At 67.6% G+C, this 12,849-nt stretch carries 10 protein-coding genes; 3 read left to right on the top strand and 7 right to left on the bottom strand.

Annotated features, from left to right (window positions below; genetic code table 11):
- Nucleotides 1-19 precede the first annotated feature (19 nt).
- The 3 genes from KXD98_RS09620 (at nucleotide 20) to KXD98_RS09610 (ending at nucleotide 4,203) form a co-directional block, all read left to right on the top strand.
- Nucleotides 20-694 (top strand): GntR family transcriptional regulator, encoded by a 675-nt coding sequence (locus tag KXD98_RS09620; RefSeq protein ID WP_260763674.1) that lies wholly within the window; start codon nucleotides 20-22, stop codon nucleotides 692-694.
- 95 nt (nucleotides 695-789) lie between these two features.
- On the top strand, nucleotides 790-1,629 hold the full coding sequence (locus KXD98_RS09615; RefSeq protein WP_260763672.1) for a DUF1206 domain-containing protein: 840 nt from the start codon (nucleotides 790-792) through the stop codon (nucleotides 1,627-1,629).
- A gap of 78 nt (nucleotides 1,630-1,707) precedes the next feature.
- Nucleotides 1,708-4,203 carry an AMP-binding protein gene (locus KXD98_RS09610; RefSeq protein ID WP_260763670.1) on the top strand — a complete coding sequence of 832 codons (2,496 nt, stop codon included), beginning with the start codon at nucleotides 1,708-1,710 and terminating at the stop codon, nucleotides 4,201-4,203.
- On the opposite strand, the gene KXD98_RS09605 is transcribed toward KXD98_RS09610, so the two are convergent.
- The 7 genes from KXD98_RS09605 to KXD98_RS09575 form a co-directional block, all read right to left on the bottom strand.
- A complete protein-coding gene (locus tag KXD98_RS09605; RefSeq protein WP_260763668.1) occupies nucleotides 4,160-4,987 on the bottom strand; it encodes an acyl-CoA thioesterase II in 828 nt (275 codons plus the stop codon). The two genes, KXD98_RS09610 and KXD98_RS09605, sit on opposite strands and share 44 nt — an antisense overlap.
- Nucleotides 4,984-6,192 carry a CoA transferase gene (locus tag KXD98_RS09600; RefSeq protein WP_260763667.1) on the bottom strand — a complete coding sequence of 403 codons (1,209 nt, stop codon included), beginning with the start codon at nucleotides 6,190-6,192 and terminating at the stop codon, nucleotides 4,984-4,986. Before KXD98_RS09600 ends, KXD98_RS09605 begins: the two co-directional genes overlap by 4 nt.
- A gap of 24 nt (nucleotides 6,193-6,216) precedes the next feature.
- Nucleotides 6,217-6,990 (bottom strand): HAD-IIA family hydrolase, encoded by a 774-nt coding sequence (locus tag KXD98_RS09595; protein ID WP_260763665.1) that lies wholly within the window; start codon nucleotides 6,988-6,990, stop codon nucleotides 6,217-6,219.
- 62 nt (nucleotides 6,991-7,052) lie between these two features.
- Entirely contained in the window at nucleotides 7,053-7,934 is an 882-nt protein-coding gene (locus tag KXD98_RS09590) for a universal stress protein (RefSeq protein ID WP_260763663.1), read from the bottom strand.
- 36 nt (nucleotides 7,935-7,970) lie between these two features.
- Nucleotides 7,971-10,253: a phosphoenolpyruvate synthase gene (gene ppsA, locus KXD98_RS09585; protein ID WP_260763662.1), complete on the bottom strand. Its 2,283-nt coding sequence runs from the start codon at nucleotides 10,251-10,253 to the stop codon at nucleotides 7,971-7,973.
- A gap of 27 nt (nucleotides 10,254-10,280) precedes the next feature.
- Nucleotides 10,281-11,327, bottom strand: coding sequence for a zinc-dependent alcohol dehydrogenase family protein (locus KXD98_RS09580; protein ID WP_260763660.1), 1,047 nt, complete (start codon nucleotides 11,325-11,327; stop codon nucleotides 10,281-10,283).
- A gap of 21 nt (nucleotides 11,328-11,348) precedes the next feature.
- Nucleotides 11,349-12,839 carry an AAA family ATPase gene (locus KXD98_RS09575; RefSeq protein ID WP_260763658.1) on the bottom strand — a complete coding sequence of 497 codons (1,491 nt, stop codon included), beginning with the start codon at nucleotides 12,837-12,839 and terminating at the stop codon, nucleotides 11,349-11,351.
- Between the last annotated feature and the right edge of the window lie 10 nt (nucleotides 12,840-12,849).

The raw sequence follows: 12,849 nt of genomic DNA, 5'->3' as shown, positions 1-12,849 counted from the left end.
TCGCCGGGCAATGAAAGCGGTGACACAGCAGTTGAATCAACGATCACGGCGGAGCGCCGCATTGTTGCGCCGAAGTAGTGGTGACCTCGTCGCCGACCGGCTACGCCGCCAGATTCTGTCCGGCGAGCTGCGCGACGGCCAACATCTGACCCAAGAGGACATCGCCGCACGGCTCGGGACAAGCCGGGTGCCCGTTCGCGAGGCTTTGGTCATCCTTGAGCAGGAAGGCTGGGTGAAGCTGGAAATGCACCGCGGCGCCTTCGTGTTGCCGCTTGATACCGCGATCGCCGACAACGCCGAGGTCTGGGAGTTGGTTTACGGGCTGATCGCCCGGCGTGCCGTCGAGCGAATGACGCCGGAATCGGATTCGCAGCTGGCAAAGATCGCCGTCGAACTCGCCGCGGAGCCTGACCCCGCGACCGTGGGCTCGCTGTGCGAAGAGTACCTCGACGTGCTCTTCGACGTCGGGAGCGCGCCGGCGGTGGCACGCACCGTACGGCGGACGAGAGCGGTTGCGATCGACGCGATCTTCGACGCGGCACCGGAGACGATAGAGGTGAGCCGCACCGGCACGCTGGCCGTGATCAAGGCACTTCGCAACAAAGACACCGACCGCGCGGTCGCGGCCCACGCGAGAATGCAGCGCAGATGTATGAAGCTGTTGCTGGCCGCCGTCGAAAACAGGCACGATTAGTCGGTCGTCGGAGGTCGACACAGCCGTTCACGGCCGTGGTTTCACCGGCGTCAAATCTGGGGTACCCGGGCGATCATCCGAACAGGAGGAGCCCGATGGACGCCCGACCTTCAGCTTCGTCGCTGCACCGCTCAGCGCACGGTGCCGCCGACCGCGCAACCGACAGCACCGCGTTCGAGTACACCGCTCGCATCGGGTTCGCGGCCAGTGGTGTGCTGCACCTGCTCGTCGCCTACATCATCGGGCGACTGGCCTTCGTGGGCGGGGCAGGCAGTGCCGACCAGTCCGGGGCGCTGGCCACCCTGGGCAGCCAGACCGGCGGCGCGGTCATGTTGTGGGTGGTCGCGGTCGGGCTGGTCGCGCTCGGCTTGTGGCGTATCGCCGAGGCCGTCATCGGCTCCAAACCCGGCGAGCGCTCGACCGGTCAAGACAACCCTGCGTGGAAACGCGGCAAATCGGCGGGTTTGGCCATCGTGAACTTCGCCATCGCGTTCTCCGCAGCGCGCTTTGCGATGGGCAGCGGGCAGTCGAGCGGTCAGCAGAACTCGGGGATGTCGGCGCAACTGATGCAGTCAGGCTGGGGTAGGGCGCTGCTGATCGGGGTCGGCGTCGGCGTACTGGGCGTGGGCGCCTATCACGTGTACAAGGGCGTGTCGCAGAAGTTCCTCGACGAACTGAAGGTCTCCGGCGGCACCGGTATCACCGCTGCCGGCGTGGTCGGATACGTCGCCAAAGGGATCGTCCTCGGCGGCGCCGGTTTGCTGGTGGTGGTCGCGACGCTGCAAGCCGACCCGTCGAAGGCCAGCGGCATCGACGCCGCGGTCAAGACGCTCGGCGAGGCACCCTTCGGCAAGTTCTTGCTGGTCGCGGCCGCTCTCGGGATCGCCGCGTTCGGTGTCTACAACTTCATCCGGAGCCGTTACAACCGCATGTGACCCCCTCTTCGCGGCGCCCCGACTCGGCGTCGACGGTATCGTCACCGCCATGTCACCGCAGTTGTCGCCAGGCGGCCCATGCGTCCGCTGATCGACCACCTGCGTGAATGCGGCGACCGACCGGCGGTACTGACCCAGACGCAGCGACTCACCTACCACGACCTCGCCGACCGGGTGGCCGCTGTCGTGGCCGACCTGGGTCCGCGCCGTCAGCTGGTGATGGTGCAGACCGCCAACACCGTCGACACCCTGGTTCACTACCTGGGCGCGTTGGCCGGCGGTCACGTCGTGCTGCCGGTCTCCGATGGACGCGACCACGCGGCCATCATCGACACCTATCGACCGAATGTGATTGTCGATCGCACAGGTGCGCGGCGGCACTGTCTCCACGACCACGAACTGCACGACGACCTCGCGTTGCTGCTGTCCACGTCGGGCAGCACCGGATCGCCGAAACTGGTGCGGCTCTCCTACGACAACGTGGCGTCCAACGCCTCGGCGATCGCAGAATATCTCGGGATCCGCCAAAATGACCGAGCAGCAACGACTCTGCCGATGTCCTACTGCTACGGGCTCTCAGTGGTGCACAGTCATCTGCTGGTCGGGGCGGCACTGATCCTGACCGATCTGTCGGTCGCCGATGAGCAGTTCTGGACGCTGTTCCGCCGTCATCAGGGCAGCACTTTCGCCGGCGTGCCCTACACCTTCGAGCTGCTGGAACGGATCGGCTTCGCCGAGATGGACCTGCCGCATCTGCGGTATCTGACCCAAGCCGGTGGACGCATGCCCGCCGAACGAGTCCGGCGCTTCGCCGAGCTGGGTCAGCGGCGGGGCTGGGATCTGTTTGTCATGTACGGCGCCACCGAGGCGACCGCGCGCATGGCCTACCTACCCCCAGATCTGGCCCGCAGCCGCCCGGAGGCGATCGGCGTGCCGATTCCCGGCGGCACCTTCTCCATCGAACCCTGCGACGAGTGGCCCGACGGCGAGGTCGGTGAGCTGATCTACCACGGTCCCAATGTCATGATGGGCTATGCCGAGAGCGGTACCGATCTGGCTTCGGCCGGCTCTGTCGAGACGCTGCGTACCGGCGACCTGGCTCGGCAGGCCGCCGACGGTCTCTACGAGATCGTCGGCCGCAAGAGTCGCTTTGTGAAGATGTACGGCTTGCGCATCGATCTGCACCAGGTGGAGACGGCACTGCGCGACGACGGTGTCGCCGCGCTGTGTGTCGACCATGACGACGGTATCGCCGTGGTGGCCAGCGGTGGTCACGACGCGACGAAGGTGCGCCGGTCCGCGGCAGCCGCCGCCGGCATTCCGGCCGAGGGGGTGCACGCCGTGACCGTCGCCGAGCTACCGATGTTGTCCTCGGGTAAACCCGACTATCAGACGGCGCGCACGCTGGCACGCGACACCGAGGCCGAACGCGGCGACGAGCACGGCGACCTGCGCGCCGTATTCGCCGAGGTGCTCCAGCTCGATCCCGGCCACATCGACGAGGACGCCAGCTTCGTCGACCTCGGCGGCAATTCGCTGTCCTACGTGACGATGTCGGTCCGGCTCGAACGCGTACTCGGTCAACTTCCGGCCGGGTGGCAGCAGATGTCGTTGCGGGAGCTACAGGACCTGCCCGCGCCCAGGCCCAGCCGTCGACGGTTGTGGAGCACCACGATGGAGACCAGCGTCGCATTGCGCGCTGCCGCCATCGTGCTGGTCGTTGTCTCGCACGCCGAACTGTTTGAGCTCTGGGGCGGGGCGCACATCCTGCTCGGGGTGGCCGGATACAACTTCGGCCGCTTCTGTCTGACCCCGCTACCGCGGACCTCTCGAATCCGGCACCTGCGCAACACCATCGCCTGGATCGCCGTCCCGTCGATGTTGTGGGTCTCGATTGCCTTGCTGATCACCGACGATTACCACCTGACCAACCTGCTCCTGGCCAACAAGCTCCTCGGCCCATCCGACAGCATGACCGCGGGGCGGCTGTGGTTTGTCGAGGTGCTGGTGTGGACTTTGGTGGCGCTGGCTGTGCTGTTCTGGCTGCCCGCAGTGGATCGGATCGAACGCCGGTACCCGTTTGCAGTGGCCGCGGCATTCCTGGCGGTCGGGCTGGCTTTGCGGTTCGGCCCGGGGGCGACACACGATGCCAAGTTCACCGTCTTGACGTTCTGGTTCTTCGCGCTGGGATGGGCGGCGGCCAAGGCGTCGACCACATTGCAGCGCGCGGCGGTGACCGTGGTTCTGTTGATCGGCCTGGTCGGCTATTTCGAGAACCTTCAGCGCGAGGCGCTGGTCCTGGCCGGGCTGGTGTTGCTGATCTGGCTGCCCACGCTGCGCGGCCCTGCTCTGGTTGCCACGATGGCCGGCGTCGTGGCCGAGGCGTCGCTGTACACCTACCTGACGCACTACCAGATCTATCCGCTGTTCGGCGAGCACCGCCTCGCCGGTGTCATCGCGTCGGTTCTCGTCGGCATCGCACTGAGCACCGCCCTCGCGTGGCTACGCAGACGTCTGCACCGCCGCCAGGTCAGCGTGCCGGCCCATCAGTTCCCGGCTCGCGCTCTGCGATGAGCCCTTCCTGAACCAGGGTCGCCGCGACCGCGCCGTGTCGGCTGATCAGGCGTGCGGACACGACGCCACGCCCGCGCGCCGCCGCCGGAGACCGGCATTCCAGCAGGTTCCACCGGTCGGCACGCACCGGACGGTGCAGCCACATCGACGAGTCGGTGGTGCCAGAGCGGTGACTGCGCGACCGCATTGAATGTCCGTGCACCTGCAGCGCTGGGTCGATCAGGTACAGATCGGTGATGTAGGCGGCGATCAACGTGTGCAACCGCGCGTCGGCGGGTAGGTCGGCTCTGGTGCGCCACCACGTCCACCGCACGAAATCCTCGGTACCGACGCCTTCGTCGGTAACCCGGATGTCGAGTTCGTCGAGAGGCAGCGACGGCGCGGGGCCGGGCGGGCCGGTCTGTGGCAGCCGGTCGGGATCCTGCACCGGCAGTCTCGCCCGTCCGTGCTCGGGGCCGGTCAATGCTGCGGAGAAGGACACCGTCGCGGTGGTCAGCAGCCGACCGGCCTGGAAGGCGTCGACGCGTCGCGACGCCGCGGTCCGGCCGTCATAGACCCGCGCGACCCGATAGTCGACGGCCTCTCCGGCGTCGCCACCGCGCAGGAATTGCAGGTGCAGCGCGGTGGGTGCCTTGACCTCATCCACAGTGCGCCATGCCGCGGCCAAACTCTGGGCGACCAGCAATCCTCCGTAGGCACGCTTACCGGCTGGGCCGCTGGGCGGTCCGCGCCACGTGTCGTCACCGAGCTCGGTGACATCGAGCAGATGCTGCAGCGCACTCACGCGACGGTGCCCGATCTGAACATCTCATCGATCTCGTTCCGGTCCAGGGCCAGCCAGTCACCCAACACGGTGGCCGTGTCGTCTCCGAGCGCCGGAGCAGCGGCGGCCGGCGGGTAGGCGCCGTCGATCGACACCGGCAGGCCCGCGGCCAGATACCGGCCCACCCGCGGCTGGTCGAGCTCGGTGAACAACGGGTTCTCGGTCACCCTGGGATCGGCGGCCGTTTCACCGAAGCTCTGGTAGCGCTCCCACAGCACCGACGACGCCGACAGCGCCGCCGCGATCTCGGCGCCGCTGTGGGCGCTGAACCACTCGGCGAACAGAGCGCTCAGCGCTTCCCGATGCCGGTAGCGCTGCCCTTCGTCGGAAAAGTCGGCCTGCAACGAATCAGCCAACGCCCCAACAGCTTCGGTGGTACCCGTCAGTGTCGTCAAGTCACGGAAGTGGCGGCCCGTCAATGCGACGACCATGTAGGAAACGCCGTCGGCGCTGGTGAAGTTCTGCCCGTAGGTGCCGTACACAGCGTTGCCGATACGTTGCCGGGACGTGCCGTTGACCATGGCCTCGGTCAACAAGCTGAGGTTGCCCGCGGTGGCCAACGCGACGTTCTCCAGAGGAATGCTGATCTGCTGACCGTGACCGGTTATGTCGCGGTGACGCAAGGCCGTGACCACCGACATTGCGGCGTAGAGGCCGCAGCTGACATCCCAGGCCGGCAACACGTGGTTGACCGGGGTGTTCAGTTCGGCCGGCCCGGTCACCAACGGGAATCCGATGGCCGCATTGACGGTGTAGTCGACGCCGGTGCCGCCGTCGTAGCGCCCGGACACCTCGACGTGAATCAGGTCGGCGCGGACCCTGCTCAAGGCCGGATAGGAATGCCACTGCCGGCCAGCGACATTGGTGATGAACACCCCGGCGTCGGCGACCAGACGGCTCACCAGCTGTTGTCCGGCGTCGGAACGCATGTCGACGGCCAGCGACCGCTTGCCCTTGTTCAGGCCGGCCCAATAGATGCTGTCGCCGGCCTCGGTGAGCGGCCACCGACGGTAGTCCGCCGCCCCGCCGACCGGGTCGACGCGCAGGACCTCCGCGCCGAGCTGAGCCAAGGTCATCCCGGCCAGCGGAACCGCGACGAAACTCGAGATCTCGACAATGCGCACTCCGGCCAGCGGCCGCGCCGGGTCCGGCTCTGATTCGGTCACTCGATCAAGCTAGCAAGCGCGCGTTCAGATCAGTTCGATCGCTTCGGCGATCGAGGGCAGCACGCGGCTGGGCCGGAACGGGTAGCGGTCCACATCGGCCATCGAGGTCGAGCCGGTGAGCACCAGGATCGTCTCCAAACCGGCCTCGATGCCGGCGACGACGTCGGTGTCCATCCGGTCACCGACCATCACCGTGCTCTCCGAGTGCGCCTCGATGCGGTTCAGCGCGCTGCGGAACATCATCGGATTGGGCTTGCCCACGAAGTACGGTTCGCGGCCGGTGGCCTTGGTGATCATCGCGGCGACCGACCCGGTGGCCGGAAGCGGGCCCTCCGCCGAGGGCCCGGTGACGTCGGGGTTGGTGGCGATGAACCGGGCGCCGGCCAGGATGAGGCGTACCGCCTTGGTGACCGCCTCGAACGAGTAGGTGCGGGTTTCACCCAGCACGACGAAATCCGGTTCGACGTCGGTCATCGTGTATCCGGCCTCGTGCAGCGCGGTGGTCAGGCCGGCTTCGCCGATCACGTACGCCGACCCACCGGGCTGTTGGTCAGCCAGGAACGTCGCCGTCGCCAGCGCCGACGTCCAGATCGCCTCCTCGGGCACGATCAGTCCGGAGCGGGTCAGGCGAGCAGCCAGATCGCGCGGCGTGAAGATCGAGTTGTTGGTGAGAACCAGGAACGGCCGCTCACGCTCGGCCAGACGCTGGAGGAACTCCGCGGCTCCGGGCAGTGCGTGTTCTTCGCGGACGAGCACACCGTCCATATCGGTCAGCCAACACTGCGGGGTGGGGCGCATCGACCCAGTGTGTCAGTGGGCGGCCCGTCCCGCCAGCATCCGAGCGAAACGCCAACCGGCACTCACTCGGTGCCCTCGGCGCGGCACACCATCACCGGAACAGGGCTGTGCTGCAGCAGGTTCAGGCTCGTCGAACCCAACAGAGTGCTGGCCAGCGCATTGCGCCCGCGAGTGCCCACGATCACCAGCTGAGCACCCTCACAATGGCTGATGACAGCCTGCGCCGGCGTATCCTGCTCGACCAGGCAGTCCACTGCGACGGCGGGATACCGTTCGGTGAGCCGGTTGACCTCACCGAGCAGTTGGGCCCGCTGCGCCGAGTGCAGCGCCTCCCCCAGCTGCGCGTCGACCGCGGCAGCTGGAATCCGCGGCGACCACGCCCGCACCGCGCGCACACTGACGCCGAACCGGTCGGCGAAGTCGAACGCGGCCGCCAGCGCCGCCGCGCCCGACGGGCTACCGTCGGTCCCGACCACCACCGGTTGGCCGTTCAGCGCTGTCTGTCCGCCGCGCCACGCCACCACCGGGCAGTGCGCGTGGGCGGCCACCGCCAGCGTGGTGGACCCCAGCAGCAACAGCGACGCGGCGTTGATCTCGTTGCCACCCAACACAATCAGGCGCGCCTCCCGACTCGCCGCGGTGAGGACATGATCGGCGGGCTCGCGGTGCGACGCTGTCGTCACGGTCAGGTCCGGGTAGTCGGCGTGGACTGCGTCAGTGGCGTCTTTGAGGAAGATCGGTGCGGTGTCTGCCTGGTAGGACATGATCGCGGCCTGGATCGCGGCACCCGCTTCGGTCAGGCCGCGACCCACACCCACCATGGCGTGCACGATGTGCAGCGGCGCACCCACACGTGCAGCGACCGCTCCCGCCCAGCGGGCCGCCGCGATGGCCAGGTCGCTGCCGTCCACCCCGACGACCACTGCCCCGGTGTGTTCTGACATGACGAGTTCCTCCGTGGTCGTTTCCTCAGGCGTGTCCTACGTGCGCACCGACTCCAGCAACACCCGACGTTCGGCAGCTGCCACCGTACGCCGCGCGGCCAGTGCGGCGTCGGGGTTGACCGACACCGAGGTAATACCCATCCGTACCAGGTGTTCGGCGAACGCCGGATTGGTGGAGGGCGCCTGACCGCATAGCGACGATGTGATCCCCTGCCGGCGCGCGGTGGCGATGATGTGGCCGATCGCGTCGAGCACCGCGGCGTCGGACTCGTCGAACAACTCGGCGCAGATGTCGGAATCACGATCCACACCCAGCATCAGCTGGGTCAGGTCGTTGCTGCCTATGGAGACCCCGTCGATGCCCATCCCGACATACTCCGGCAGCCAGTACACCACCGACGGCACCTCGGCCATCACCCAGCGGTGCAGACCGCGTTGACGCCCCAGCGGGCTGGCATCGACCAGAGCCAGACACTGTTCGAGTTCCCATCGGGTGCGCACGAACGGGATCATCAGGTGCAAATTAGGACTCTGCTCGCGCACCCGGGCCAGCGCAGCCAGTTCCAGGGCGAACACGTCGGGCTGGTTGACGTAGCGATAGCAGCCCCGGAATCCGATCATCGGGTTGTGCTCGACCGGCTCGTAGGTATCGCCGCCCTGCAGGCTGCGGAACTCGTTGGTGCGGAAATCGGTGGCGCGATAGATGACCGGGCGCGGGGCGAACGCGGCGGCGATCCGTCCGACGGCCTCGACCATCGAGTCGACCAATATGTCCTGCTCCCCGCGAGCGATCAGGTCCCGGGGGTGGCGGTTGCGCAGCGCCTCGGTCAGCATCAACTCCGCGCGCAGCAAGCCCACGCCGTCGACCTCTTGTGCCGCAACGGCTTCTGCGGTGTCCGGCATCGCGAGGTTGACATAGATCTTGGTTGCGGTCACCTCCGCGGCCGCGACGGTGGTCACCGGGCCGGCGGGACGGTCGACCGCCGAGGTCTGAGCGCTCGCGACGGCGTCACCGGTCAGCACCCGGCCGTGGGTGCCGTCGACGGTCACCAGCATGCCGTCCTTGAGGTCGGTGGTGGCCGTCCGCGCCCCGACAATGCATGGCACGCCCAACTCGCGGGCGACAATCGCTGCGTGGCAGGTCATTCCGCCGGTGTCGGTGACCAGCGCCGCGGCCCTGCGCATGGTAGGCAGCCAGTCCGGGTTGGTCATCTGCGACACCAGGACTTCGCCGGCCTGCAGACGCGATCCCTCCTCCGGGGTCAGCAGTACCCGCACGGTGCCGGCGGCTTCGCCGGGCGCGGCCGGCAGACCGCGTGCCACCACGTCGTGAGGCTCGGGCGCGGGCATCGTGGTGTGGTGCAGGGTGGTTACCGGGCGGGCCTGAACGAACCACGTTTTCCCTTCGGCGATGGCCCATTCGGTGTCTTGGGCACAGCCGTGGTGGTTTTCGATAGCGAGCGCCAGGTCCACGATCTCCCGTAGCTCGACATCACTGAGCACCTTCGACCTGGCCTCCTCCTCGCTGAGATCCACGTTCTCGTCGTTGCCGTCGGCGCCCCGAACGATCTTGAACGACTTGTACCCCAGCCGCGTGCTGAGAATCTTGCGATGCTCCTTCGACACGATGTAGGTGTCCGGTTCCACCGACCCCGACACCACGACTTCACCCTGTCCGAACGCCGCCTCCACCACGACACGGTCCTCGGCTCCGGTACTGGGATCGGCGGTGAACGCCACTCCCGAGCGCTCAGAGGCGATCATCTGTTGCACCACCACGGCCATCGCCGGGTCGGAGACGAAGTTGCGGCTGGCGCGGTAGGTGACCACGCGCGGGCTGAACAGCGAAGCCCAGCACCGCTGGACTGCCTCGATGAGGTCGTCTTCGCCGCTGATGTTGGTGAAGGTGGCATTCATGCCGGCAAAGGACGCATCTTTGCCATCCTCTCCAGTCGCCGAGGATCGCACCGCCACCAGCACGTCGTCTCCGAGCGCGCGGTAGGCGCTGAGTACATGTTCGCGAACCTCGTCGGCGATGCCGCCCTTCCACACCAAGGTCTGCATCTGCTCGCACATCTCGATCAGCCGGTCCGGGTTGGCGACCTGCTCCATGGCCGTGCGGTGTGCGGCGTTGAGCTCGTCGGCTACCCCGCCGGCGCGCATGGAGTCCCGGTAGCAGTCGCGCAGCAAGACGAAGCCGGGCGGTACCGGCAGCCCGGCGGCGATCATCTCGCCGAGGTTTGCCCCTTTGCCTCCGGCGTCCTCGGCGTCGCTGAGCCGCAGATGCGCGAAATCGCGCACCAGGTTCGAGTTCGTCATCGCTGTTCTCCGAATCCGTTGGCGTGTCTAGTTGTTACCGGTCAGCAAGACTTTGAGCGCGCCCGTTTCGCCGGCACGGCCGAACACGTCGTAGGCGTCCTCGAAGTCGTCGAGGACGAACCGGTGGGTGATCATCGCGGTCGTGTCGAGCCGTTTGCTTGCGACCAGCTCGATCAGCGTCGGGGTGGAGTAGGTGTCCACCAGTCCCGTGGTGATCGTGAGGTTCTTGATCCAGATGTCCTCCAGGTGCAGTGTGGCCGGGGCGCCGTGCACGCCGATGTTGGCCACGTGCCCGCCCGGACGCACCAGGCTCACGCACTGCTCGAAGGTCTCCGGCACCCCGACAGCCTCCATCGAGACATCGGCGCCGAGCCCTCCGGTCAACTCGTCGATGACCTCGCGGACCGACTGCGTGGCCGAGTTCACGACGATGTCTGCGCCGAACGTGCGTGCGGCCTCCAGTCGGGAGTCGGCGAGGTCGACGGCCACTATGTGACTGGGGCTGTAGAGCCGCGCGGTCAGGATGGCGGCCAGACCGATGGGCCCGGCGCCGACGATCGCCACCACGTCACCCGGTCGCACCGCACCGTTGAGCACCCCCACCTCATAGGAGGTGGGCAGGATATCGGCAAGCATCAGCATCTGTTCGTCGGTGACGCCGTCGGGTACTTTGTGGGTTGAATTGTCGGCGAACGGCACTCGCACGAGCTCGGCCTGGGTGCCATCGATGAGGTGGCCAAGAATCCAGCCGCCGCCACCCAGACACTGGCTGTACTGGCCCTCGCGGCAGTAGCGACAGCTGCCGCATGACGAAATGCACGAGACGAGGACACGGTCCCCCACCGACAACGTCTGCACTGCGTCGCCGACGGAGACGACGGTGCCGACTGCTTCGTGTCCAAGGATGCGCCCGTCGGTGACCTCGGGCACGTCGCCTTTGAGGATGTGCAGGTCGGTGCCGCAGATGGTGACGGCGTCGACGCGGACGATGGCGTCGGTGGCCGCACGCAGGACCGGATCGGGGACCTCTTCCCATGACCGTCGGCCTGGTCCGTGGTATGCCATTGCCTTCATCGCCCGTCCCTTGTCTTTGAGTTAAATTGCCAGACAGCAGATTTCATGCGCCTCTGCGATGGTGTCACCCAAGGGACGACCGGTGTCCAACCGGTGGGCGCCGTCCCAGGCACCGTCGTGCTCAGCGGTGCTCACCGCCAGGGCCGCAGCGATGCCGGGGGTGGCGTCCGAGGTGGTGTGACGCCGGCCTTCGATGCGCGCCTCGGCTTCGGCCAGCGGTAGCGTGCACGCGAATTCGACACTGCGGCAATGCATCAGCTCGGCAAGCTCACGAGCCCGGGCGCGGTGGTGGGGGTCTCGCCAGGTGCCGTCGAGGATCACCGTCTGTCCGGCACCCAACAGTCGCGCGGCCCTGTCCAGCACGGCGTCATAAACCTTCTCGACCTGCTCAGGGCTGTAGAGCCCGGAGCTCAGCGCACCGGCCTGGCCGGTGAGGACCCCGTCGCGCACCAACTCCCGCCGCACGTCATCGGTGGAGATGACCTCGGCCTGCAGATGCCCGGACAACCCGCGTGCCAGAGTCGTTTTCCCGGTGCCGGGACCACCCCCCACCAGGATCAGACGCACCGCCCCGGCTCGCAGGTGCTCGACGGCGAGATCCAGATGGCGGCGGGCGTCGGCAGCTGCTTCGGCGCGGCCCTGCTGGGCGCGGATGCAGTCGGTCTTGGCGCGCACCACGGCCCGGTAGGCGATGTAGAAGTGCACCAGCGAGGGCGGCGCCGGATCCTGCGCAGCGCGGCGGTAGTGGTCGAGGAAGGCCGCGGCCAGATCCCCGCGGCCCAGGAACTCCAGATCCATCGCCAGGAACGCCGCGTCGTCGATGCCGTCGACGTGGCGCAGCGCGGCATCGAACTCCAAGCAGTCCAGCAGCACCGGCCCCTCCGGGCGGCAGAAGATGTCGTCGGCCAGCAGATCGGCGTGGCCGTCGACGATGCGGTGGGTGGCGATGCGCTCGGCGAACAGCGCGGCGCGCCCCGCGAGGAACTCAGCACAAAGCCGTTCGACCTGATCGACGGCAGCTGCAGGCAGCAGTGTCGGCGCATACCCGTGCAGTTCGACCAGATTGTCCCGCCAGCGTTGCTCGACCCTGGTCGGGGTCGCATCGGCATCGATGTCGGCGCCACGGTCCGCCCCCGCGTGGAAGCGTGCCAGGACCTCGGCGATGGACCTCAGCTCGTCATCGACGGACACCCCGCGTTGCACGCGGGTGCTGAGGCGGTCGCGATCGGCATAGCGGCGCATCACGATCACCGGCTCAGCGGGCCCGTCGGCGACGTCGCTGAGATGGGCCACCCCCAGATAGGCCTGCGGCGCCAGCCGGCGGTTCAGCTCGACTTCGTGCCTGCACGCGCGCTCGCGCTGTTCAACCCCGGAAAAATCGAGGAAGTCTGTGCGGATGCATTTCTTGACCTTGTACGCGCGGTCCCCGACGAGGGCGACGATGCCGGTGTGGGTCTCGTGGATCTCCGGGCCGGCCGGCACGCGAACACCGGATGCGTCGTCGCCGCTCATAACCCCATGG

Origin of the sequence: Mycobacterium sp. SMC-4 (assembly GCF_025263265.1) — a bacterium.
In the GTDB taxonomy this organism is placed as follows: domain Bacteria; phylum Actinomycetota; class Actinomycetes; order Mycobacteriales; family Mycobacteriaceae; genus Mycobacterium.
This window is presented reverse-complemented; position numbering and strand designations above follow the sequence as displayed.